The organism is Streptomyces sp. NPDC050625, assembly GCF_040654755.1.
Classification (GTDB): Bacteria; Actinomycetota; Actinomycetes; order Streptomycetales; family Streptomycetaceae; genus Streptomyces.
The window spans coordinates 188983-210352 of record NZ_JBFAIQ010000009.1 but is presented as its reverse complement, the minus strand read 5'-3'; the positions used below and the strand labels follow the sequence as shown (position 1 = coordinate 210352).

The window sequence follows — 21370 nt, the reverse complement described above, 5'->3', positions numbered from 1 at the left end:
GCTTCCTTCCGCAATCTACAGTGCTGTAGAAGTGTCTCCCGCGAGACGATCACTCAACAAGCCCTCACGGGAATCCGGTCCGGCCGGAGGCCATCGACTGTGTGAGCCGACGCTCTTCGACTGTCTAAAGTGACCGCGTGACCAACGAACCCGCGGATCCGCCCAGAACCGTCTACCCGTCCTCCATACGTCGCACCGCACTCGTCGCCCTCGGCTCGATCGTGTTCGTGGTGCTGTGCGCATGGGCTCTGCTCGGCCAGTCCAGCATCAAGGCCGTCCTCGCGGGCGCGGTGGGCGTGCCGTTCTTCGGTCTGTGCGCCGCCGTCGCGATCGGCCGTCTCGTACGACGGCGGCCCGAGCTGGTCATCACCGGCGAGGGGGTGACCCATGCGATGCTCGGCTCGATCAGCTGGACGGAGATCGCCGCGGTCGGGATCCGGGAGATCAAGGTCAGTTCAAGGCCCCAGCGCATGATCGAGCTGACCCTCCACGACCCCGGCGCCTACCTCGCGCGCGCACCACGCATGGCTCGCATCACGGGCAAGGCCAACCTGCGCCTGGGCTACAGCCCGGCGACCATCTCCGCGACCACGCTCCCGGTCGGGGTGGACGAGGTGCTGGCGGCCATGCGCCGTCACCACCCCGAGTTGAACATCGGCCACTAGGACGACGCCACCCGAAGTCCCGGCCGCTGCCGCCCTCGGTGACGTGGCTGACCTGCCGGCCCACGAGTTGCCGCCGTCCCCGCAACTCGGCGTCCCTGGCGGTGAGTTCCGCCTCCAGGCGGGCGGTACGAGTGCCCCCGGAACTCGGGCAGTGGGCAACCGCCTACGGAGAGCGCACCTGGTCGCTGCTGCCCCATGCCGCCGGCCCCGGGGCGCAGCGGGCGTCGGTGAATATCCGGGTGACCGCCGGCCGGCACGTCATGACAATGGAGCCCACGCACCAGGCCCACAGCGCAAGTACAAGGGCGCAAGCACAGGAAGGCGGCCGCCCGTGACCGTCCCGAACGTCATCCTGTCCGGGATCGTCGGTTCCACCGCGTACGGACTCGCTCACGAGGGCTCCGACGTCGACCGCCTCGGCGTCTTCGCCGTACCCACCGCGGAACTGCACGGTCTGCACCGGCCGAAGGAGTCCCACGTCACCACCAAGCCCGACCGCACCCTGCACGAGGCCGCCAAGTGGTGCCGCCTCGCCCTCGGCGGCAATCCGACCGCGATGGAACTGGTGTGGCTTCCGGACGAGTTGTACGAGGTGCGGACGCCGTTCGGGGACGAGCTGATCGGCATACGGTCCTCGCTGCTGTGCGCCAAGCGCGTCAGGGACGCCTATCTCGGCTATGCCACACAGCAGTTCCGGCGCCTGGAGGCCCGCGGTGACGGATCGTTCTCCGCGGACACCCGTAAGCGCACCGCCAAGCACGCCCGGCACCTGAAGCGGCTGTGCCACCAGGGCCTGGAGCTGTACGCCACCGGTCGGCTGACCATCCGGGTCGAGAACCCGCAGGAGTACCACGACTTCGGCGAGCGCGTGGCCGCCGACGCGTCCGCCGCTCTGCCCGTGCTCCGGGCCTACCAGGCCGCGTTCGACGAGACGACCAGCGTGCTCCCGGAGCAACCGGACGAGGCGGCCGCCGAAGCGTGGCTGCGCCGCGTACGGGGCCACCTGTATGCCGAGGCGCCGGTGCGGGGATGACCTCGGCCGTCACCTGTGACTGCTGCTGGTGGTGGTCGCCGGAGGTGGGGACGAGGGCGCCTGTTGCAGCGCGGCCAGCAACTCGTTCCGGCCGACGAGCAGTTCGGTGAGGATGCGGCGGGCGGCGGCCAGCAGTTCGGCGACGTCACCGCCGGCCAGTGCGTAGAGGACCGTGGAGCCCTCCCGGGTGGACACGACGATCCCCGACCGTCTCAGCACCGCCAACTGCTGCGAGAGGCTGGACGGTTCGATCTCGATGTCCGCCAGCAGATCCCGTACGGGGACGGGGCCGTGCTGCAGCAGCTCCAGGACCCTGATGCGCACCGGGTGACCGAGCATGCGGAAGAACTCCGCCTTGGCCTGGTAGAGGGGGACTTGCACGCGTTCGCTCCCTGCCGGGTCGGAGTGGTCGCCAGGATGCGGCGGCACCGCGAAGGTGCCGCCGCTCGATCCGGCTTCATGAGTCGATCCTTGTCGCCCGGGACCCTGCGCATCCACGAGTTGGGTTCATGCTGATCTCGTGACTTGAAGAAGTCTTCACGTTCTGGGCATGCGTGTGCCCGGGCCCACGACCGCTCAGACCTCGATCTGTTCCTCCACCCGCTTCAGCTGGTGCCGGGCCATGGCCAGATTGGACCGGGACTTGTCGAGCACGAGATAGAGGAAGAGCCCATTGCCATTGCGCCCGCTGATCAGGCGGATCAGGTGGTACTGCCCCTCAAGCGTGATCAGGATGTCCTGAATGTCGCCCTTCAGGCCCAGCTGCTCCATCGTGCGCACTTTCGCACGGATGACATCCGTGTTGCCCGCCGAGGCGATGTTCAGGTCGAGGTCCTTGTTCCCGCCCAGAGTGCCCAGCGCCATGCCGCTGGTGTAGTCGACGACCGCTGCCCCGAGCGCCCCCTCGACCGAGGCCATGATCTCCTTCAAGGACACTTCGACATTCGCCATCGTGCCTCCCCTTGGTTGTCGGCTGCGGCGGCGCGGCGCGTTGCCGTCCCGCCCGGTGGTTGCACCGTAGACATGCATATGCAGCCCGATGGGGGCGTCTCCGGGACTGACGGCCGATGCCTGATAGATCACATAAGACGACTGATCTTGAATCCAGGGACGATCGACTTCGATTGACTGGGAGCGGCGATCGACGGCGTCGCGCCAGGGGTCAGGGCGCGGTGAACAGGTTCGGGAAGCGTGGCGCGAGCCACGGCTTGCGCCCCCAGGCGACGATCTGTCCCCGCGCGATGGCCGGCCACGGGCTGCGCCGGCCCAGCGCGATGAGCAGGAAGGCGACGGGCTCGATGAGGATGGTGCAGTCCGGGCGCTCCTGCGGCTCCGGGGTCACCCGCACAGTGCCGTCCGCCAGGGTCACGCCGAACGCCGTACCGCCCCTGAGCCGCACGGTGTAGCGGGCGGTGAGACCGGCCGTGGCGGCCGCGTCGGCCACGAGCGGCATGACCGAGAGCATGAACGGCATGCACAGCCCGACACGGTCCGGGTCGATCATGTGCGGGCGCTTCACCGCGCGAGCGAGGTCGTAGCCGTGGCCCAGCATGTGGGTGAGCAGGTAGGACGCGAGAAGGGGTCTGGTCAGGGGGCCGAGCGGCGTGACGAGCGGTGTGTCGTCGGCGGTCGGGTCGGCCGCGGCCCTCGCCACGGCGGCCAGGAAGGCGTCGGCCTGCTCGGTGATCACCGCCGCCAGTGGCTCCGCCCGGCGCTCCCCGTAGGCGGCGAGGGACTGTTCATTGGCGGCGGCCAGGCTCTGGGGCGTGCCGTCCCCGTAGGGGCGCTCGCGCCCGGCCGCGAGGTCGGCCATCAGTTCGTTGGCCAGTGCCAGATGGGCGGCCGCCTCGCCGAGGGTCCACTCGGATCCCGGTACGGGGACGGTCGTGTCGGACACGCCCCGCACCAGCGTGGCGATGTCTCCTGCGGTCTCACGTATCGCCTGCCCGAGCCCTTCGGGCAAGGGTTCCCTGATGTCCTGCCGTACCGTCGGACGCACGCCGCACGCTCCCGTTCTGCCTGCCGCGCCCATCGCGCGCCGGGGTACCCAATCAGACTCGGCGCCCCGCGACAAGCCTCGGTGCACGGCTTCGTGGGGCGGGCCCCGGCGCAGGCCAGGGGGCGGCTGCCCGCCCGTCCCGGTGCGTCGAAGGGTTCCTCTGCGCGACTCGATGTGCCGAACACGTGAAGAATTGACGGGAGTTGTGAAAGGCGGCAAGAATTCGCTTACTTCGCTGGGCCTGAAGCGAGCGAAGTGACGCGAGTGACTCGGTCGTCCACGCCTTCATGGCGTCTGCCCGTGTCGGCGCTCGCGGTCCACCACCTCCCACACCTTCACCTTCACAGAGGCTTATCTTGTCGCGTTCGCATCAATCGAGAACTCTGGCCGCTCTTGCGGCAACCGCTTTCACCGGCACGATCGTCCCCCTGGTCGCGGCCGGTGCCGCAAGCGCCACGACGGCCGCCGACTGCCAGTCCGCCACCGTCCAGTACCGCATCGTCGACGCCGGCGGAAAGACCGTCGGCGCGGACTGGACCTCGCAGGGCGGGTTCCACCAGTGGGACAGCGCCCCCGGAACCGTGGAGGTCCGGCTCGCCCCGGGCCAGACCGTGGGCGACGGCTGCAAATACCCCGTCTCCCTCGCCGAGTACACCACCGAGGGCTCGAACTGGTACACCTCCGGTCACCAGACCCTGGTCGACAAGGCCACCGTCTACCTCACCGCCGCCGACGTGGCCGGCTCGGACGACGCCAAGCGGACCTGGCAGCACCTGTCCGTGCAATCGCCCGACTGCTACGGCCAGATCGACCTGTACGGCGACGACATCTCGTACGACGGCAAGACCGGCGAGGGCCACGGCCCCGTTCCCTACCAGCCGGACAACGTCATCACCCCCTACCACCTGATAGCCGCGTGGAACGGCGGGGACAAGGCGTGCACCCCCGGCACCCCCGACCCGCCCACCCCCACACCGTCCGAGCCGACCCCGTCCACGCCCGCGACCCCGACCACCCCGGCGGACAGCACGCCGCCGAGCCACGCGACCACTCCGCCGACCACCCCCAAGCCCTCCACCACGCCTCCCACGACGCCGGACGTGCCCCCGCTCCAGTCGACACCGCCCACCACCCCGAAGCCGTCGCCCAGTGACAGCAAGCCGCCCCTGGCCGAGACGGGCGCGAGCGCCCCGGTCGGCCTGATCGCGGGCGGCGCCGCCGTGGTGATCGTCGCCGGAGCCGGAGCGGTCTACATGACCAGCCGCACGCGCCGCTCATGACCCGGGCGCACGGGATCGTCCCCGTGCCCTGACGCACCCCGGCAGCTCTGCCTCCGCGCCGGTCCGGAGGCGGAGCTGTCGCCGTCGGGCCGGAGAGGGCCCCCGGAACTCGGCCGCCGTTCGCGCCGACTCCTGAAGCGGTACGGAGGTACGGACGTGATCTGGAGACGCGGCTGATGGACGATTCTCGGCACGCCTCGCTCGCCCCCGCCCGCCCTCTGCGGGTACCTCGTGCTGCTGGCGGTGCTGTTCACGGTGTCGTACGCCGTCGGCGCCTCGGTCGGACCCGCACATCGACGCCTACACTGCCCTTTGGCTGACGGACCGGCAGAACCGGGGGATGGGCCCCTGCGAAAACCGGATGACCCGCGGCGGCGGCCCACGCTACGGTGCTTCTTGTTCAGGTGCGCAGGCAGCGGCTACTTCGCCTCTCAAGCGGGTGACGCGGGTTCGAATCCCGCCGCCGGTTCCGGCCGGTGTCGTCCAGTGGCCCAGGACGCCTACAGTGCCGCCGCCGACCTCGATCTCTGAACATCAAGGGCGCGTCACGTCTGCTGCGGGCCCCACTGATCCGGCCCGACCTCGCGCCATTCGATCAGCGGTGAATGGGCGACCTCGTCCGGGTCGATGTCCAGCCCGGCCCGGCGCAGGAACTCGACGACGTCCGGCACACCGTACGCGAGCCCGAGGATCTCGCCGTCCACGCGCACTCTGCGGCCTCCGCTCGGTGAGGGCGGCGAGACCACGACGCGAAACTGCCTGGTCACATCACCAGCATCAGGCGGTCGGTCCGGACGCGCATCCGGCGGGGCGTCGCCCTCGACGGTCCGGTCGCAGGCAGTGGTCCCGAGTACCGCCCCACCGTGCTCACACCGCCACCAGCTCGGCCCACCGGGTGACCCCACCGCAGTGGATGCGCATGCCGTGCCGAGCGGCCAGTGCGTGGACGATCTGCTTGCCCCGGCCGTGCTCGTCCGGGTCGATTCCGTCGGGCGACTGACCGGCGGCCAGTACGGGTCCCGCGTCGGTCACCTCCACGCGCAGGGTCCTGAGCCCGTCGCGCGGGCCCCAGGACAGCCGCAGCTCGGCCGGTGGCAGAGCATGGACGAGCGCGTTGGTGAGCAGCTCCGTCACCACCAGGATCGCGTCGTCGACGATCTCCGGAGGCACGTTCCAGGCGGCCAGGACCGCCCTCACACTCCGGCGTATGGCCGAGACGGCGCCGGCGACGGGCGGCAACGGAAAGACGTGTTCGACCACCCCCCCAGGTCTGATTTCGAGCTGTGCCGCCATGTGCTCTCCTCCGGTGAGCGCTGCCGGCGGATCGCCGGGGCTCAGTGCGCTTTCCCGCACGTTAGGCAGACGAGCCGAGTCGGTCAATGAACGGTGGTCGGCATTGTCGAACGGTGGCCCTCACCTGGTGCTGAGCCGGTGAGCTGCACGTAAGGCGGTCCCTCCACGGCCGTACTAGGCTCGTTTCATGGCCGGCCCAGTCCAGTCGATCGAACGGGCGGCGGCAATTCTGCGGCTGCTCGCTGGTGGGCCCCGTCGGCTCGGGCTCGGCGAGGTGGCGGCCTCGCTCGGGCTGGCGAAGGGCACCGCCCACGGCATTCTGCGCACGCTCCAGCACGTGGACTTCGTGGAGCAGGACGCGGCGACGGGGAAGTACCAGCTCGGGGCCGCGCTGCTGCATCTCGGCACGAGTTACCTGGACGTCAACGAGCTGCGGTCGCGCTCCATCAACTGGGCCGACGCCCTGGCCGCCCGCAGCGGGGAGGCCGTCCGCCTGGGCACCCCCTTGGAGGGCAGGGTCCTGGTCGTCCACCACGTCTTCCGGCCGGACGACACGCTCCAGACCCTGGACGTGGGCGCACTGCTGCCGCTGCACGCCTCCTCGCTCGGCAAGGTTCTGCTGGCCTTCGGGACCGCCCCTCTGGAAGCGGTTCTCGAATTCGGGCTGGAGACCTACACACGGCACACGATCGTCGACCCGGAGGAGCTCTCCCGGGCGCTCGCCGAGGTCCGGGAACTCGGGTGGGCCGCCGAGGTCCAGGAAATGAGCATGGGCGAGGCCGGCGTCGCCTCGCCGATCCGAGGGCACGGAGGTCTCGTCGTGGGCGCCATCGGACTGTCCGGGCCGGTCGAGCGGATCTGCGACAGCCAGGGCCGTCCCCTCCCGAACCTGATCACCCTGCTCCGTGAGGCCGCACGGGCGATCTCCAGAGACCTGGGCGCAGCTCGCTGGTAGCCACCCGCCTCCTCGACACATCGGAAGGCAGAGCTGATCATGGTTGAACGGTATGTAATGTCCATCGATCAGGGCACCACCTCCACTCGATGCATTCTGTTCGACCAGCAGGGGCGGCTGGTGACGGTCGCGCAGCGTGAGCACCAGCAGCACTTCCCCAAGCCCGGATGGGTCGAGCACGACGCCCTGGAGATCTGGCGCAATCTGCAGCGCATCGTGCCCGAAGCACTGTCGGGCACCGGGGTGGGCGCGAAGGACGTCGCCTCGATCGGTATCGCCAACCAGCGGGAGACGACGGTGCTCTGGGACCGGCGTACGGGTGCCCCGCTGGACAGGGCCATCGTCTGGCAGGACGTCCGCACGGCGCCGCTCGTCGAGGAACTGGGCCGGCGCCCCGGCGAGGAGTTCTTCGTGGAGCGTTGCGGTCTGCCGCCCTCGACCTACTTCTCCGCACTGCGGCTGCGCTGGTTGTTCGATCACGTGGACGGGCTCGAACAGCGTGCCAGGGACGGCGAGGTGCTCTTCGGCACGATGGAGACCTGGCTCATCTGGAACCTCACCGGGGGAGCGGACGGCGGCCTGCACATCACCGACCCCACCAACGCCAGCCGCACGATGCTGATGAACATCCGTACGCTCACCTGGGACGAGGAGCTGCTGGAGTTCTTCGGGGTGCCCCGCACGATGCTGCCCGAGATCCGGTCGTCCGCCGAACGGTACGGCGCTGCCCGCCTGGTGCTCCCGGGCGTCCCCATCACGGCGGCCCTCGGCGACCAGCAGGCCGCCCTGTTCGGCCAGACCTGCTTCTCCCCGGGAGAGGTGAAGTGCACCTACGGCACGGGCAGCTTTCTGCTGCTCAACACCGGTACCGATGTCGTGCGGTCCCGCAACGGGCTGCTCACGACCGTGGGTTACAAGATCGGGGACCAGGCCCCCGTCTACGCCTTGGAAGGCTCGATCGCCGTCACCGGCTCACTGGTCCAGTGGTTCCGGGACCGTCTGGGCCTGATCAGCAGCGCCCCGGAGATCGAGACCCTCGCGCGCACGGTCGAGGACAACGGCGGCTGCTACATCGTGCCCGCGTTCTCCGGTCTGTTCGCACCTCACTGGCGCAGCGATGCGCGCGGTGTCATCGTCGGCCTCACCTCGTACATCACCAGGGGACACCTGGCCCGAGCCGTCCTGGAGGCGACCGGCTGGCAGACCCGCGAGGTCGTCGACGCCATGAACGCCGACTTCTCGGTCCCCCTCAAGCAGCTCAAGGTGGACGGCGGGATGACGGCGGACAACCTGCTCATGCAGTTCGTCGCCGATGTGCTCGACGTGCCCGTGGTACGGCCCATGGTCGCCGAAACGGTCTCCCTCGGCGCCGCCTACGCCGCCGGGCTCGCCGCCGGTTACTGGTCGGACCTGGAGGTCCTGCGCCGCCACTGGCACCGGGCCGCCCAGTGGCTGCCGGACATGGACCCCGAGCGCAGGGAACGGGAGTACGCCGACTGGAAGCGGGCCGTCGAGCGCTCGCTGGGCTGGGTCAGATCGTCGGAGTCGCCTTGACCGGTGAACTCGGGTCCGCCGGTGGCCCGTACGCCTGGGGTCGCTTCCGTCCCACAGGTGTACGGGCGCTGCCGACCGGCCGCTATGGGCCGGCGCCCGGTGTCAGCGCTAGGTGTCAGCGCTTGGTGTAGATGAAGCCGACCTTGTCGAGTTCGTCGCCCGAACGTCCGTGGAAGCCGGCGATCTGCCAGCCCGACGGTGCGGTACGGGTCACGCAGTCCGAGGTGGTCGTACCGCCCGCGAGGGTGCGGCCCAGGTTGGTGGTGAACCTGGCATAGAAGATCCGGGTGTGACTGTCCTTCACGCCTTCGCAGAGGTAGGCGGTCGTCACGTACTCGCCGCTGCCGAGCGTCAGCGACGACGCCGTGCCGCCGGTTCCGCCGTGGGTGAGCGTGGTGCCGTTGCTCAGGGTGATGCCGACCTGGTCGACCCGGGACCCGGAGCGCAGCGCGACGGTGGTGGCGCGGGCGCCGGCGGGGACCTTGTCGATGTCCTGGTAGTAGTCGCCGTGCGGACCGCCGAACTGGTCGCTGAGCTGGAAGTCCGGGTTCTGCGACCAGGAGAAGCCGACCGTGATCGGGTCGTGGTCCGAGAGCATGAGCCCGTCGGAGGTCAGGAACTTGGCGTGCTCGTTGTTGTAGGCGGTGGCGTTCAGCGTGACGAGCCTGCTGCTGCGGTACAGGACCTTGTCCACGACCTCGCAGGTGTTCGGCACGGTGGCCCCCGTCTGGTCGCAGACCAGCGCGTCACTGCCCTTGGCCGGCGGTGTGCCGCCGCGGATCAGCTGCACCCAGGCGTCGGTCAGCCCGTTGGCCGCGGCGAACTCGGCGATGGTGTCGCCGGTGCGGGTGTAGCGGGTGTTGGTGTCACCCATGACCACGACCGCGTTGCCCGCCGAGTGCGACTGGATGAACGACGTGATCTGGTTCAGGTTGTCCGCGCGCGAGGCGAGGTCGCCGTCGTTCGTGCCCGCGTTGGTGTGCAGGTTGTAGAAGTCGACGTACACACCCTCGGCGAGGCGCTCACGCATGAAGGTGAAGCCCTTCGGGGTGAGGCAGTCGCCGGAGTCGAGCTGGCAGGAGTTCCACTTCACGCGCTCGAAGTCGTCACCGTCCCAGGCGTAGTCGGAGACGGTGTTGAGCCCGCTGCCGATGCCCGCGCCGCCGCTGGTGGCGGTGCGGTAGGGGTGGGTGTCGGTGGAGTACAGGTACGCGTGGTAGCTGAAGTCCTCCTGGACGTTGACGATGTCGTACGGTGCGATGCGCCGGCCGATCTCCGTCGTGCTGGTGTCGCGCGGTGTCGATGCGCTGGACAGGGATTCCGGAAGGCCGGCGACGTTGTACGTGAGCACGCTGAACGTGCCCGAGCCGGCAGCCGCGGCCGGCGTGGCTGCCGTCGTGAGCCCGCCGAGGGCGGCGACCGCGGCCGCCAGGCAGGCGACGAGTCTGCGCATGGGGGTGTCTCCTACGGGGGGGTGGACCGATCGGGGTGTGAGCATGCCAAAACTTAGCGGCAAACGCTTTCTGCGCACCCTGTTCGCGCCCGTCCAATCGGGGAATTCCATGTGACGAGGAGTAGATCAACTACCGTTTGGAGGCAGTTGGTTCACTTGTGCGTGGGTGGAAAGGGCTTGTAGAGGCGGCCACTTGCGCCTGCACTCGCCCTTGCTGAGGCGGGCGCTTGCCGCTACCGGCTCTGCCGGCGCTTCGGGAGGGCCGTCCGCCCCACCGTCGCCGCCAGCTTGCGCAGCCGCCGCCACTCCAGGGGCGGGGTGACCGCGGGGACGCCGGGCCGGGTGCGCGGGACCCGGACCCGCAGGGCGCCGGGCCGGATGCGGCAGTCGACCGGTGCGGGCAGCACCAGGGCCTCGCCGTCCACGCCGGCCTCGACGTCCCCTTTGTCGCCGTCGACGACGACCTGCCGGGCGGTGACCGCGGTGAGCCCCTCGGCATTCCGTCCGCGCAGCAGTCCGGCAGCGTGGGCAGCGCTCTCCACCTTGACGCCGAGCACCCCGAGCACGCCCAGGTCCATCCGCTCCCGATAGCCGAGGCCCGCCACGTCGTCCATGCGATAGGGATTGTTGCTGACCAGGACGGCCTGGGGCGTGTCGATGACGATGTCGGGGCCGCCGGTGCCCGCGACGCGCGCGGTGAGCCGCGGCCCACTTTCGTGGGTGAGCAGTTCGGGCAGCAGATCCAGGGTCGTGCGCACCTTGTCGTCCCGGTACGCGGGGCTCTGCACGACCGCGGCGTACGCCCCGAAGGACGCATTGTTCACGAAGGGGTGCTCGCCCGCGAAGCCGAGGTCGACCCGGAGTTCGACCCCGTCGCGGAGCGCGTCCAGGCACGCCGAGGGGTCGCCGCGATCGAGCCCGAGATCCATGGCGAAGTGGTTGCGGGTCCCGGCGCAGATCACCAGGAACGGTACGTCGTGCTCCGCGGCGACGGCCGCGACCCGCGCCTGTGTCCCGTCCCCGCCGGCGACCCCGAGCAGATCGGCGCCTTCCGCGAGGGCGGCACGGGCCAGCGCGACGACGTCTTCGGGCCCGTCCGCCCGGCCGGCGCCGAGCAGATGCACGTGGGCCCCGAGTTCCTCGGCCTTCGCCTTCAGCCCGAACCGCTCGACCTTCCCGCCGCCGGACCACGGGTTCATGATCAGATACGGCTGTGCCGGAGGCGGCGTGTCGTACTCGACGACCCGTACGACGTGCGACCGCGTGCCGCTGAGCGCGACCTTCCCGGTCCATACGGCAAGTCCCCACAGGGCCAGCAGCAGGACGGGCAGCCACAGCAGCCGCGCCACGGCGAAGAGCGCGATCGCGGCGGCGGGCGCGGCGACCGCGAGCACCCCGGCGGCGGCCCGGAGCCAACCCCGCCGGGTGAGCGTCCACCACAGCGCCGCCAGGCACACGGCGAGCGACAGGCCCCCGACCAGCACGAGTACCACCCCGGCCGAGGACGCGGTGCCGAGCGGTGCGATCACGGCCAGCCCGGCGAACGTCAACGACGCCCGCGCCGCCCACCGTTGCCGCGCGTGCGCCCGTTCGTCCAGGCCCGAGCCCGTACGCGGACCGCCTCCAGGACCCGCGCCCTCGTCCTTCAAGCCTGCCCCGCCTTTCCAGTGAGCTCAGGAGCCGGCGTCTTCGTCGCCCTCGTGCCGTGCCGCGCGCTCGAAGTCCTCCCAGGCCTGACGCTGGATCTCCGCGCTGTCCGCGAGCAGTTCCTCCAGGGGCGCCGCCTTGCCGGTCGGCGGAGCGAGTGCCCGCGTGAGCGTGTCGTAGAGGTACGCGCAGGCGTCGGCCTCGGTGGCGAATCGCCGTATGACACTGTCCTGGGAGCGTTCGCTCAGGCCGACGCACCAACTGTCCGCCGTACGACGCAGAAAGTAATGGGCATCGGGTCGGGCGGGTACGGCGGCGACACCGGCAATCTCGTAGAACGCCTCGGGAACGCCCGCCTCGCGGAGTCTTTCGACGAGTTCTGCTCTGTCCATCAGGTCGGTCGGTCCTGTCCGTGGTCGCCCGGGTGGTCTCCGGCGCCGCTGCCCGAGACCACCCAGGGTCTGCCGCGGTCAGGTTACCGGCAGCTCTTCCAGGTCCTTCAGCATGACGAGCTCGGGGATCGGCTTGTCAGTGAGGTACTGGAGCCCCTGGCCGGGCTGGCCGAACCAGGGCCTGATCGGGCCCGCGTGGACGGTGAACGACTTGAGGACCCGGTAGAGGTGATAGCCGTACGGGTGGGCGGGGTCGAAGGTGTCGAGGTTGCTCGGCGGAATCGCGCGCTTGGCGTACGGCGTGCCCGCGGGCGCGAGGAAGCGGCCGAAGCCGCTGCCGAAGAGGTCGAGCAACTGCCCCGCGCGGAGCGTCAGATCACGCTCGACCGGCTTGCCGTCCTGGAGGACGAAGCCGTTGTTGTCCGGGTACCACCAGCCTGACTTCTCCGTCTGCGGATCCGTCTGCCAGTAGCAGCCGAGGAACCAGTAGGCGTCCGTCCCGTCCGTGCGGTGATAGCCCTTCAGCATCTGGCCGAGGGCGCCCGTGCGGGGAAGGTCCGCCGGTCCCAGCCGCCAGTCGTCCATGAAGTACTTCTGGAGCGCCGGTGGCGTGGAGTTGTTCCCGCGGCCGCGGTGCTCGGTCGGGCAGTGAGCGATGCCGACCGCACCCTGCTGGGCGGCTTGAGCCGTGGCCGGTGCGATGCCGACCATCAGGAGCAGCCACGCGAGGGTGCTCCCCATGAGAGCGCGCAGTACGCGCATCCGATGTCCCTTCTCTTGCCGGCGCCGACCGGCGCCCGCGCTTCGATGCAGGGCCCAGTTCAGGGGCGGCCTCTGCGGGAGGACCGAAGAAAACGCAGCCTGTCACCCGAACCGGTGGGGACAATTCATCGAATGGCCGAAGGGCCGGACACCGCGCAGCCGGGCGGTGCTTGAGGAAGGCAAGGGGAGGCCACGCATGGAGGTCCGATCGGTCGTCGGGCGAGGCGTCCGCGTGGGCGCGCGGGTTGGGGCATGGCCCGCGGGGACCCTCGCCGGCGGGTGCCTGGTCGTCGCCTTCGTCTTCCTGGTCGGGGGCCGATGGGGGACCGTCCGCACGCTCGTCACCGCGGGTGTCGTAGCCGCCCTCGTGAGTATGGCGGCGGGCATCGTCCTGGGCGCCGGCGCGGCGCTCATGTTGGCGGCCGCACCCCGGCGGCTGCTTGGGCGCCCCGTGCTCAGGGGCACGCTCGCGGGGCTCACCGCCGGTCTGCCGCTCGCGGCACTCTCGGTCGCCTTCCTGTCAGGGGACGGCTACTCCCTTGCGAGCTACCCCCCTTCGATTCATGTCCTTGTGTGGACCGTGCCGCTGGTGATCGCCCTGGTGGTGGCCGCGCACAGCGGCGAGATCGCCGGGGCCAGGGCCGCCGGGGGTGCGGTGCGGGCCGAAGTCGTGCGCGGTGGCGGCTCCGACGGCGAGGTCCTACCGCACGAGTGAGTCGTCATCGGGCCATCTGCCCGGCCTTGGCCTGGACGTGGGCGACGTAGCGGATGGTGAACACCATCGGGACGACGAAGCCCGCGATCTGGATGACTGTCGCGGTGGTGGAGTGGGCGTCTCCGGCGTGTGCCACCAGGGCGAGGACGACGGCGGTGAGGACGAAGGCCGCGGTCCATACGGCGGTGATGACGACGTTGGTGCGGATGAACGGCTTGAGCTCCCAGACCTCGGGCGGGGTGGTGCGCTTGGCGATGCCCAGGGTGAACGGCCTGCCGATGGCCAGCGAGACGCCTGCGATCACCGCGAGGGTGCCCGAGGAGAGAGCCGCGGAGTAGTCGTGCACACCGGAGTGGGGATCGGCGAAGGCGACGACGGCCAGTGCGGCGAAGAAGAACGCCGAGCCCAACTCGATGATCAGTGCGTCGAATCCGGTGCCGGCCCTGACCTGCTGGGCGACGAGCGCCACGGCGACCACCAGAGCGGCCAGTGCTGCCCACTGCCAGTCCCCCGACGGGAGTACGGCGAAGACGATCCACGGCAGGAACGTACGCAGGTAGGACATGGTCTCTCCGTTTCGGGTTTCTGTCGCGACATGTCAAAAGTAGAAGGTCCGGCATCGACATGTCAACCCTGGAATATGAGAGGTACAGTGGCGGCATGAGCCTCAGACACGCACTGCTCGGTCTTCTCTCGGAGCGCCCCGCCAGCGGTTACGACCTGCTGAAGCGATTCGATACGTCGCTGGCCAACGTCTGGCCGGCCACGCAGAGCCAGATCTACACGGAGCTGACCAAGCTGGCCGACACCGGGCTGATCACGGTGGCGGCCGAGGGGCCGCGCGGCCGCAAGGAGTACGCCCTCACCGAGGACGGGCTGGCCGAGCTGCGGCACTGGCTGACCGAGACGAAGCCCCAGCGCAACACCCGTAGTGATCTGCTGCTGCGGGTCTTCTTCCTCGGAGTGCTCAAGCCGGAGCAGGCACGCGCGTATCTGACCGAGCTCACCGAGTTGTCCGAGCAGAGTTACGCGGAGCTCGACCAGTTGGCGCGGGACATCGACTGGGACGACGACAACCTCTCCGTCTACGGCCGGATCGCCCTGGAGTACGGACTGCGCTTCAACGCCATGCGCCGGGAGTGGGCCCGTTGGGCCGCTGACCAGATCGCGTAGGGGATAGACTATGACGGCCGTTATATCCGGCGGAGTGCGAGGAGAATCCGCAGGTGAACCAGACCAGTCCGCAGACACGCGAACGGATCGTGGCCGGTGCGGCCGACATGATCAGTCGACGTGGCCTGAATGCGACCAGCATCCGCGAGATGGCCAAGCATGCCAAGGCTCCGCTCGGCTCGACCTACCACTACTTCCCGGACGGCAAGCAGCAACTCGCCACGGAAGCCGTCCGCTACGCCGGTGAGACCGTCGCGCGGATCCTGCGCAAGGAACTGCGGGCGGGCCCGGCCGCCGGCCTGCGGGCCTTCCTCGACCTGTGGCGCAAGGTGGTCGTCGACACCGAGTTCCGTGCCGGATGCCCTGTCCTGGCGGTCTCCATCGAGGAGCCGCCGACCGACGAGGTCCCCGCGGCCGTGGCGGCGGCCGCCGAGATCTTCGACGAGTGGGAGGGCCTGCTCGCAGGGTCCCTGCGCGAGCACGGCGCCGACCCCGACCAGGCCGCGCAGCTCGCCACCCTCGTCGTGGCGGCCGTCGAGGGGACGGTCGCCATGTGCCGCGCCAAGCGCAGCACCCAGCCGCTCGACCACACCGCCGAGCAACTGCAGAAACTGGTCCTCGCGGCGATCAAGGACTGAGCCGCACGGCATCCGTCAGTGTCTCGGCCGGCGTGCACCGCTGTTCGAGATCCAGGCGTCCTGGGTGCTGTCATGGGGGAGAACCGGATGACATGCTTCCCGCGCACTTCGACTTCGTCCCAGACCCAGTCCCAGTCCCAGACCCAGTCCTGGACAGGAGCACCCGTGAGCTACGACGTCACCGGCATCCGCGCCCAGTTCCCCGCCCTCGCCGCCGGGATCGCCCACTTCGACGGCCCCGGAGGCACACAGACCCCGCAGCCGGTCATCCAGGCCGTCTCCGACGCCCTCGCCCATCCCTTGTCCAACCGCGGCCACGAAGTGGTGGGGGAGGCCAACGCCGAGGCGATCGTCGTCGAAAGCCGTCGTGCCATGGCGGACCTGCTCGCCGCCGACCCCGCAGGGATCGTCTTCGGCCGCAGCGCCACGCAGCTCACCTACGATTTCTCCCGCACCCTCGCCAAGGGCTGGGCCGCCGGCGACGAGGTGGTCGTCACCCGGCTCGACCACGACTCCAACATCCGGCCCTGGATCCAGGCCGCGCAGCGGGCCGGTGCCACCGTCCGGTGGGCCGAGTTCGACCCCGCGACGGGCGAACTGACCGCCGACGACATCCGCGCCGTGCTCTCCGAGCGCACCCGGCTGGTCGCCGTCACCGCCGCGTCCAACCTGATCGGCACCCGGCCCCCGATCGCCGAGATCTCCCGTTCGGTGCACGAGACCGGCGCGCTGCTGTACGTCGACGGCGTCCACCACGCCGCCCACTCCCTGGTCGACGTCGACCGGCTCGGCGCCGACTTCTACACCTGCTCGCCGTACAAGTTCCTCGGCCCCCATCACGGGGTCCTGGCCGCCCGTCCCGAACTGCTGGAATCCCTCCACCCGGACAAGCTGCTCCCGTCGACCGACACGGTCCCGGAGCGCTTCGAACTCGGCACCCTGCCCTATGAGTTCCTCGCCGGTACGCGCGCGGCGGTCGACTTCCTCGCCGGCCTCGACGGCGCGGCGACGGGCACGCGCCGAGAGCGACTGGCCGCCGCGGCCGCGGCCCTCGAAGGACACGAGGACGCGCTGCGGACGCGGATCGACAAGGGCCTGTCGGAACTGGAGGGGATCACGATCCACTCCCGCGCGGCCGACCGCACCCCGACCCTGCTCCTCACCTTCGAGGGCCGCGACGCGACGGTCGCCTACCGCTTCCTGGCGGCCCGCGGCGTGCACGCACCCGCCGGCTCCTTCTACGCGCTCGAAGCCTCCCGGCACCTCGGCCTTGGCGACACCGGCGGTCTGCGGATGGGTCTCGCGCCGTACAACGACGCGGCGGACGTCGACCGGCTCCTGGAAGGTCTCGCCGACTTCCTGCGGTCCTGAGACGCGTCAGGCTGCCCCGAGCCGGCTCCCCAGCCCCACGTTCCAGCGTCCCGCGCGACCGCTGAACTCGGTTGCGGTCAGGGGCGGTACGTCGAGACGCCAGAAGGCGGACTCCGGCGCTCCGAGCACCCGCAGGGTCGCGGCACGGACGATCTCCGGCTCCACCACCGCCACGGTACGGCCGGAGAGCTGCGCGGTCCCGTCCAGCCAGTGCGCAACGCGCAGGCACAGCTCGTGCACCGACTCCCCGCCGTGCGGCGCCGCCTGAGGATCCGTCAGCCAGCGAGCCATTCCGTCCGGCTCGGCGGTGCTGACGTCGTCCAGGGTGCGGCCTCGCCAGCGGCCCATGTCCAAGCCGTTCAGCGAAGGCGAGTCGGTGGCGTCGAGGCCTAGCGCCGAGGCCGTCTCCCGGCAGCGGACGGTGGGGGAGGTGAGGGTGCGGTCGGCAGCCGGGAGCGCATCGGCGGCCGAACGGGCACGGGCCGTGCCGGCCGAGTCGAGTGGGGAACCGTCGTCGAAACGGGCCTGGCGGAGGGCCGCGTTCATCGCCGGCGAGATCAACAACACCCGACTGGTCATCCATTGACTCCGTTGCTCAAGTGACTCCGTTGCTCAAGCACCGCTGCTCAGGTGCGTGTCCGGGGCCGACCCGTGCGCCCTTGGTCGTACCCCCGTACGACGATCGGGCCGTCGCCGGTGCCGTCGGCCGCCACCGTCACTTCCAGGCCGTCTCCACGCAGGGCCCGGTCTCCGGCAAGTGCTTCTTCGCCCACTCGCCGAGCTCCTTGAGTGCGGGCTCCAGCGCGGCCCCGGACTCGGTCAGCCGGTAGGAGACCCGCAGCGGCGGTCCTTCGTCGACCTCGCGCACCACGAGTCCGGCGGCGGCGAGCTCGGCCAGCCGGTCGGAGAGCATGCGCTCGCTGATGCCGGGGACGGCCCGGCGCAGATCGGCGAAATGTGCCGGTTGTTCCACCAGTACGGCCACGATCGGGCCGCTCCAGCGCTTACCGAGCAGCTGGAAGACGCGAGTGATGCCGTCGTCGACTCGCTTGCATGCCGCCACGTCGTGGTTCTGATCCGCCGCCATGGGATCAGGATATCGCCCTGCCGTGAGGGGGTGAAAAAAAGTAAGTACCTGTGTTAGATATAGCTAGGTACGAAAACTTAGCCCGGGGGCTTCGCCTCGGGCTCGCTCTTCTGGAGACACGCATGGCCACCTTGCTGCACATCGACTCGTCCGTGTTCCCGAGCGGGGGCTCCGCCTCCCGTGCCGTCGCGGACGCCTTCCGCAAGACCTGGCAGGAGCAGCACCCCGATGGCACGGTGATCTACCGCGACCTGGCCGCGAACCCGGTCCCGCACCTCACCGCCGACGCCCACACCGCCGGATTCGCCGATCCCGCGGCGCACACCCCGGAGCAGGCGGCGGCCTTCGCCGAGCGCGTGAAGCTGATCGAGGAGCTGGAGCAGGCGGACGCGGTGCTGATCGGCGCGCCGATGTACAACTTCACGATCCCGTCGACCCTCAAGGCATGGCTGGACAACGTGATCCTGATCGGCCGTACCGCCGGTGAGGCCCACTCCGCCAAGGGCACCCCCGTCACCGTCGTGGCCAGCCGCGGCGGCTCCTACGCGCCGGGCACCCCGCGCGAGCCCTTCGAGTACGTCCAGAACTACCTGACGGCGATCCTCGCCGACACCCTCGCCCTGGACCTGGACTTCATCGTCCCCGAACTCACCCTGGCCCCCCACAACCCGGCCATGGCCGAACTCGTGCCGCTCTACGAGTCCTCCCGGGAGCGTGCCCTGCAGGACGCGGAGGCCAAGGCGAAGGCTCTTGCCGAGCGTCTTGCCGCGTAACAGCGGCTGATTCGGCGGCTGCTCAGCCGCCGGTTGCCCGAACGGGGAGCGGGCGAGCACGAGGAACGCTCCGCTCGCCGCGTGCGCCCGCTCCCCGTTCGGCGCGGGCGGGCGGCCGCTGTCTACTTACGCCGACGAGCGCTCATGAGTACCCGCAGCGCAGCCACCGGCGACGGGCTCGCCGAGCCCTGCAGCAGGCGTGGCCCCCGCGCGAGTACCGCTTTCGCGGTCAGCAGTTCCATGTCGACCAGGGCGGTCAACAGCAGCCGGCCGGGAGCCGTGGTCAGGGCGGGCAGCTCCCGAGCGGCCGCCAACGATGCCCGGGCCGCGGCGACTTGGTTGTTCACCAGCTCGGCGAGGCCCGCCGGCACCCGGCCCGCGGCGAGGTCTTCGAGCGTGACGGCGTGGTGTTCCAGCGCCTGGGCGGAGATGCCGATCCGGCCCTCACGCAGGTCCTCGGCCAGGTCGTTGACGAAGTCCAGCCGTTGACTTCCGTCGATGAGCGTCCGACACGCCGCCCGGTACGGGGCCGTGTCGGTGTCCGGCCCGAGCAGCACGCCGACCAGCATGAAGGCCGGCAGCGAATAGGCATCCAGGTAGGCCTGGTAGTCGGCCTCCGAGGCGAAGCCGCCGAACTCCAACTCCGCGGTGGCGGCGCACAGATACGACTCCACCGCCTCGCGCAGCCGCGGACGGGCGGCCGCGGAGTGCACGAGCGTGCGGACCAGAGGATCGTCACTCACCCCGGAGTCCAGCCCCTTGCGAACCTGCTGTTCCCACGCTGCCCAGGCCGCGAACCGCTGTGCCTCGGGACCCGAGTCCAACAGGTCGTCACCGTGATCCATCACGGCCGTCGCCGCGACCACGTGCGGCAGCAACGGCCGCGGCAACAGCAGCCGGGCCGCCAGGTAGGCGGTACGGCGGGCACGCGCCACGAGCTCGCGCTGAGCGTCGTAGTCGCGGCGCAACTGCCGGTCCCGTATCCCCGCCGCATCAAGACTCTCGTTCCACGCGCTCATGGGGATGATCGTAGGCCTGCTTCCGGAGGGCCCATGTCTGGTACAGGCGCCGCCACTCGTCGAGGGTGATCGGTCGCTCGTCGGGCGCGTCCGATTCCCATGTGATCCAGCACCCGGCGCGCTCAAGTGCGGTGCGTACGGCGGCCAGGAGCGGCACCAACTGCTCGGCGCTCGCCATTCCCCAGGGGCCGCCGTGGTGAAGGAGCCGCCATACGTCGTACTCGGTGCCCTCCATCCAGCCGGCGCAATACGCTGCCTCGGAGACCTCCGACATCGCCTCGGCGAGGGCGCGCTGCTGCGGCGTGAGGTGGGTCATGCGGCCCAGTATCGGCTCTCGGTGGGCGGCGCGGACCCGGCGTTGACCGTGTCGACGTGGACAGTGGCACCCGCCCGCCCGGTTCCCTCCGGGCGGGCGGGTGCGTGGCACGGTCTGCGGTCGGGGCCGTCAGCCGCGCGGGCGTTCGAAGGTCAGGAGGAGGCCCTCGACGGCTCCGGGGCCTATGCGGCCCTTGACGTCGGCGGAGGTGATGGCCTTGAGGGCCCAGCCGTCCTCCGCGTGCTTGTTGAGGACCTTCTCCAGCTTGTCGCTGTCCAGGGCGTCGCCGATCAGCGACTCCCGGAAGGTGACGACCTTGTACTCGTATGTGTAGGGGCTGCTCATGGTGCGGAGTCCTCCTGCGGGTCGGCCCGGTCGGGCCGGGGTGCGATGGCCGGGGTCAGCCAATCATCCCCGGGGGGACGATGGGTACCTCGGGGCGGCTGTCGTGTCACCCGGGCGGCCTGGGTATCAAGGACGTAGCGTGATCCGCGGCGAGGGCGGATGCGCACGACGACGGACCTCATGGTGGCGTGATGTGCTGGAGTGCGACGGCCGATCTCGTGGCCGGCACCGGTGTGGCGGCCGTAGGGGTGGCCTGTGTGGCACGCGTGCGCAGGCGCCGGGACCTTCCGCTCGCCGCGCTGCCGTTGCTGCTCGGGGCCCATCAGATCGTCGAGTCGATGGTCTGGGAAGCGGGCGGTGGCAGTGGACCCGCCACCGTCGTCTGGGCCGTCATCGCGCTGCCGCTGCTGGCCGTCTGGGGCCCGGTGGCCGTGGTGTGTGCCGCCCCGCCTGCGGCCCGGCGTCGGCTGACGCTCCCCCTCGCGGCCGGAGTGCTGACGGGCGTGGTGCTCGCTTACGCCGTCGCCACCGGCCCGGTGACGGCCGAGATCCGTGGCCGCACGGTCGGCTACGCGGTCGACCTCTCCCATCCACAACTGCTCGTCGCGGGCTACCTGCTGGCCACCGTCGGCTCGTTGCTCCTGTCCGGTGACCGGCGGGTGGTGGTGCTGGGGATCGTGGTCGCCGTCGGCGCGCTTGTCTGCTGGACCCTGTGGCGCCTGGAGTTCGTCTCGACCTGGTGTGCCCTCGCGGCGGTGTGTTCGGTGGTCCTGCTGGGCTGGGCGGGTGCGCGTCCGGTCCCCTCGGAAGTGCGTACCTGAGTGCGTACCTGAAGCGGCTGGTTGACCGCGCAGGTGGGCGATGATGGAACCCAGGGTCATGGCCGAGGAGCCCGAAGGG

26 protein-coding genes and 1 tRNA gene are annotated in these 21370 nt (G+C 70.3%); 12 read left to right on the top strand and 15 right to left on the bottom strand.

The annotated features are described in order from the left end of the window. Positions 1-137 precede the first annotated feature (137 nt). Positions 138-665, top strand: a complete 528-nt coding sequence (locus AB0I54_RS22810) for an STM3941 family protein (protein ID WP_363297923.1) — start codon at positions 138-140, stop codon at positions 663-665. A gap of 331 nt (positions 666-996) precedes the next feature. Then, positions 997-1698 carry a nucleotidyltransferase domain-containing protein gene (locus AB0I54_RS22805; protein ID WP_363297922.1) on the top strand — a complete coding sequence of 234 codons (702 nt, stop codon included), beginning with the start codon at positions 997-999 and terminating at the stop codon, positions 1696-1698. A 9-nt stretch (positions 1699-1707) separates the two neighbouring features. On the opposite strand, the gene AB0I54_RS22800 is transcribed toward AB0I54_RS22805, so the two are convergent. The 3 genes from AB0I54_RS22800 to AB0I54_RS22790 all read right to left on the bottom strand — a co-directional run bounded on the left by AB0I54_RS22800 (position 1708) and on the right by AB0I54_RS22790 (position 3697). Next, entirely contained in the window at positions 1708-2079 is a 372-nt protein-coding gene (locus AB0I54_RS22800; protein WP_363297921.1) for a metalloregulator ArsR/SmtB family transcription factor, read from the bottom strand. Between the two features lie 195 nt (positions 2080-2274). Then, positions 2275-2649 (bottom strand): hypothetical protein, encoded by a 375-nt coding sequence (locus AB0I54_RS22795; RefSeq protein ID WP_363297920.1) that lies wholly within the window; start codon positions 2647-2649, stop codon positions 2275-2277. Positions 2650-2860: 211 nt separating this feature from the next. Continuing rightward, positions 2861-3697 (bottom strand): maleylpyruvate isomerase family mycothiol-dependent enzyme, encoded by an 837-nt coding sequence (locus AB0I54_RS22790; RefSeq protein WP_363297919.1) that lies wholly within the window; start codon positions 3695-3697, stop codon positions 2861-2863. A 356-nt stretch (positions 3698-4053) separates the two neighbouring features. Here AB0I54_RS22790 and AB0I54_RS22785 point away from each other — a divergent pair, with 356 nt between their 5' ends. Then, positions 4054-4977 carry a hypothetical protein gene (locus tag AB0I54_RS22785; RefSeq protein WP_363297918.1) on the top strand — a complete coding sequence of 308 codons (924 nt, stop codon included), beginning with the start codon at positions 4054-4056 and terminating at the stop codon, positions 4975-4977. Positions 4978-5388: 411 nt separating this feature from the next. After that, positions 5389-5443, top strand: a tRNA-Ser gene (locus AB0I54_RS22780). A 79-nt stretch (positions 5444-5522) separates the two neighbouring features. On the opposite strand, the gene AB0I54_RS22775 is transcribed toward AB0I54_RS22780, so the two are convergent. Together AB0I54_RS22775 and AB0I54_RS22770 are read right to left on the bottom strand one after the other, a co-directional pair. After that, positions 5523-5744, bottom strand: a complete 222-nt coding sequence (locus AB0I54_RS22775) for a hypothetical protein (RefSeq protein ID WP_363297917.1) — start codon at positions 5742-5744, stop codon at positions 5523-5525. A gap of 100 nt (positions 5745-5844) precedes the next feature. Beyond that, positions 5845-6270 (bottom strand): ATP-binding protein, encoded by a 426-nt coding sequence (locus AB0I54_RS22770; protein ID WP_363297916.1) that lies wholly within the window; start codon positions 6268-6270, stop codon positions 5845-5847. A gap of 187 nt (positions 6271-6457) precedes the next feature. Between AB0I54_RS22770 and AB0I54_RS22765 the strand changes: the two genes are divergently transcribed. After that, entirely contained in the window at positions 6458-7225 is a 768-nt protein-coding gene (locus AB0I54_RS22765) for an IclR family transcriptional regulator (RefSeq protein WP_363297915.1), read from the top strand. A gap of 39 nt (positions 7226-7264) precedes the next feature. Further along, a complete protein-coding gene (gene glpK / locus AB0I54_RS22760; RefSeq protein ID WP_363297914.1) occupies positions 7265-8779 on the top strand; it encodes a glycerol kinase GlpK in 1515 nt (504 codons plus the stop codon). A gap of 115 nt (positions 8780-8894) precedes the next feature. Here glpK and AB0I54_RS22755 read toward each other — a convergent pair whose 3' ends face one another. The 4 genes from AB0I54_RS22755 to AB0I54_RS22740 all read right to left on the bottom strand — a co-directional run bounded on the left by AB0I54_RS22755 (position 8895) and on the right by AB0I54_RS22740 (position 13033). After that, positions 8895-10232 carry a jacalin-like lectin gene (locus tag AB0I54_RS22755; RefSeq protein ID WP_363297913.1) on the bottom strand — a complete coding sequence of 446 codons (1338 nt, stop codon included), beginning with the start codon at positions 10230-10232 and terminating at the stop codon, positions 8895-8897. A gap of 233 nt (positions 10233-10465) precedes the next feature. Then, positions 10466-11881: a diacylglycerol kinase family protein gene (locus AB0I54_RS22750; RefSeq protein WP_363297912.1), complete on the bottom strand. Its 1416-nt coding sequence runs from the start codon at positions 11879-11881 to the stop codon at positions 10466-10468. A gap of 24 nt (positions 11882-11905) precedes the next feature. Beyond that, positions 11906-12271 (bottom strand): hypothetical protein, encoded by a 366-nt coding sequence (locus tag AB0I54_RS22745; RefSeq protein ID WP_363297911.1) that lies wholly within the window; start codon positions 12269-12271, stop codon positions 11906-11908. Between the two features lie 78 nt (positions 12272-12349). Next, positions 12350-13033 carry a TNT domain-containing protein gene (locus AB0I54_RS22740; protein WP_363297910.1) on the bottom strand — a complete coding sequence of 228 codons (684 nt, stop codon included), beginning with the start codon at positions 13031-13033 and terminating at the stop codon, positions 12350-12352. Between the two features lie 196 nt (positions 13034-13229). Between AB0I54_RS22740 and AB0I54_RS22735 the strand changes: the two genes are divergently transcribed. Then, the gene (locus tag AB0I54_RS22735) at positions 13230-13748 is read left to right on the top strand and encodes a hypothetical protein (protein ID WP_363297909.1); all 519 of its coding nucleotides are present in this window, start codon (positions 13230-13232) and stop codon (positions 13746-13748) included. Between the two features lie 4 nt (positions 13749-13752). On the opposite strand, the gene AB0I54_RS22730 is transcribed toward AB0I54_RS22735, so the two are convergent. Continuing rightward, positions 13753-14313, bottom strand: coding sequence for a hypothetical protein (locus AB0I54_RS22730; protein WP_363297908.1), 561 nt, complete (start codon positions 14311-14313; stop codon positions 13753-13755). Between the two features lie 95 nt (positions 14314-14408). Here AB0I54_RS22730 and AB0I54_RS22725 point away from each other — a divergent pair, with 95 nt between their 5' ends. The 3 genes from AB0I54_RS22725 to AB0I54_RS22715 all read left to right on the top strand — a co-directional run bounded on the left by AB0I54_RS22725 (position 14409) and on the right by AB0I54_RS22715 (position 16930). Further along, on the top strand, positions 14409-14921 hold the full coding sequence (locus tag AB0I54_RS22725) for a PadR family transcriptional regulator (RefSeq protein ID WP_363297907.1): 513 nt from the start codon (positions 14409-14411) through the stop codon (positions 14919-14921). Positions 14922-14974: 53 nt separating this feature from the next. Then, complete coding sequence (locus AB0I54_RS22720; RefSeq protein WP_363297906.1) at positions 14975-15559, top strand: TetR/AcrR family transcriptional regulator; 585 nt, start codon at positions 14975-14977, stop codon at positions 15557-15559. A gap of 165 nt (positions 15560-15724) precedes the next feature. Next, positions 15725-16930, top strand: coding sequence for a cysteine desulfurase-like protein (locus tag AB0I54_RS22715; RefSeq protein ID WP_363297905.1), 1206 nt, complete (start codon positions 15725-15727; stop codon positions 16928-16930). A 6-nt stretch (positions 16931-16936) separates the two neighbouring features. Here the strand turns inward: AB0I54_RS22715 and AB0I54_RS22710 are convergent, their stop codons facing one another. Further along, the gene (locus tag AB0I54_RS22710; RefSeq protein WP_363297904.1) at positions 16937-17509 is read right to left on the bottom strand and encodes a histidine phosphatase family protein; all 573 of its coding nucleotides are present in this window, start codon (positions 17507-17509) and stop codon (positions 16937-16939) included. Between the two features lie 136 nt (positions 17510-17645). Further along, positions 17646-18017, bottom strand: coding sequence for a helix-turn-helix domain-containing protein (locus AB0I54_RS22705; protein ID WP_363297903.1), 372 nt, complete (start codon positions 18015-18017; stop codon positions 17646-17648). A gap of 122 nt (positions 18018-18139) precedes the next feature. On the opposite strand from AB0I54_RS22705, the gene AB0I54_RS22700 reads away from it, so the two are divergent. After that, entirely contained in the window at positions 18140-18790 is a 651-nt protein-coding gene (locus AB0I54_RS22700) for an NAD(P)H-dependent oxidoreductase (protein ID WP_363297902.1), read from the top strand. Positions 18791-18912: 122 nt separating this feature from the next. Here AB0I54_RS22700 and AB0I54_RS22695 read toward each other — a convergent pair whose 3' ends face one another. From AB0I54_RS22695 to AB0I54_RS22685, 3 genes are all read right to left on the bottom strand, one after another. Continuing rightward, positions 18913-19809, bottom strand: coding sequence for a squalene/phytoene synthase family protein (locus tag AB0I54_RS22695; RefSeq protein ID WP_363297901.1), 897 nt, complete (start codon positions 19807-19809; stop codon positions 18913-18915). Then, entirely contained in the window at positions 19784-20125 is a 342-nt protein-coding gene (locus tag AB0I54_RS22690; RefSeq protein WP_363297900.1) for a hypothetical protein, read from the bottom strand. Before AB0I54_RS22690 ends, AB0I54_RS22695 begins: the two co-directional genes overlap by 26 nt. A 129-nt stretch (positions 20126-20254) precedes the next feature. Next, positions 20255-20470, bottom strand: coding sequence for a DUF4177 domain-containing protein (locus AB0I54_RS22685; protein ID WP_363297899.1), 216 nt, complete (start codon positions 20468-20470; stop codon positions 20255-20257). Between the two features lie 191 nt (positions 20471-20661). On the opposite strand from AB0I54_RS22685, the gene AB0I54_RS22680 reads away from it, so the two are divergent. Beyond that, complete coding sequence (locus AB0I54_RS22680) at positions 20662-21291, top strand: DUF6629 family protein (protein ID WP_363297898.1); 630 nt, start codon at positions 20662-20664, stop codon at positions 21289-21291. Positions 21292-21370 lie beyond the last annotated feature (79 nt).

Excerpts from the sequence above, each read along its gene's own strand:
- AB0I54_RS22765 (WP_363297915.1), top strand. The coding sequence starts at position 6,458 with ATGGCCGGCCCAGTCCAGTCGATCGAACGGGCGGCGGCAATTCTGCGG.
- AB0I54_RS22740 (WP_363297910.1), bottom strand. The coding sequence starts at position 13,033 with ATGCGCGTACTGCGCGCTCTCATGGGGAGCACCCTCGCGTGGCTGCTC.
- AB0I54_RS22705 (WP_363297903.1), bottom strand. The coding sequence starts at position 18,017 with ATGGCGGCGGATCAGAACCACGACGTGGCGGCATGCAAGCGAGTCGAC.
- AB0I54_RS22745 (WP_363297911.1), bottom strand. The coding sequence starts at position 12,271 with ATGGACAGAGCAGAACTCGTCGAAAGACTCCGCGAGGCGGGCGTTCCC.
- AB0I54_RS22695 (WP_363297901.1), bottom strand. The coding sequence starts at position 19,809 with ATGAGCGCGTGGAACGAGAGTCTTGATGCGGCGGGGATACGGGACCGG.
- AB0I54_RS22730 (WP_363297908.1), bottom strand. The coding sequence starts at position 14,313 with ATGTCCTACCTGCGTACGTTCCTGCCGTGGATCGTCTTCGCCGTACTC.
- AB0I54_RS22685 (WP_363297899.1), bottom strand. The coding sequence starts at position 20,470 with ATGAGCAGCCCCTACACATACGAGTACAAGGTCGTCACCTTCCGGGAG.
- AB0I54_RS22690 (WP_363297900.1), bottom strand. The coding sequence starts at position 20,125 with ATGACCCACCTCACGCCGCAGCAGCGCGCCCTCGCCGAGGCGATGTCG.
- AB0I54_RS22710 (WP_363297904.1), bottom strand. The coding sequence starts at position 17,509 with ATGACCAGTCGGGTGTTGTTGATCTCGCCGGCGATGAACGCGGCCCTC.
- AB0I54_RS22680 (WP_363297898.1), top strand. The coding sequence starts at position 20,662 with ATGTGCTGGAGTGCGACGGCCGATCTCGTGGCCGGCACCGGTGTGGCG.
- AB0I54_RS22770 (WP_363297916.1), bottom strand. The coding sequence starts at position 6,270 with ATGGCGGCACAGCTCGAAATCAGACCTGGGGGGGTGGTCGAACACGTC.
- AB0I54_RS22700 (WP_363297902.1), top strand. The coding sequence starts at position 18,140 with ATGGCCACCTTGCTGCACATCGACTCGTCCGTGTTCCCGAGCGGGGGC.
- AB0I54_RS22735 (WP_363297909.1), top strand. The coding sequence starts at position 13,230 with ATGGAGGTCCGATCGGTCGTCGGGCGAGGCGTCCGCGTGGGCGCGCGG.
- AB0I54_RS22755 (WP_363297913.1), bottom strand. The coding sequence starts at position 10,232 with ATGCGCAGACTCGTCGCCTGCCTGGCGGCCGCGGTCGCCGCCCTCGGC.
- glpK (WP_363297914.1), top strand. The coding sequence starts at position 7,265 with ATGGTTGAACGGTATGTAATGTCCATCGATCAGGGCACCACCTCCACT.
- AB0I54_RS22795 (WP_363297920.1), bottom strand. The coding sequence starts at position 2,649 with ATGGCGAATGTCGAAGTGTCCTTGAAGGAGATCATGGCCTCGGTCGAG.
- AB0I54_RS22725 (WP_363297907.1), top strand. The coding sequence starts at position 14,409 with ATGAGCCTCAGACACGCACTGCTCGGTCTTCTCTCGGAGCGCCCCGCC.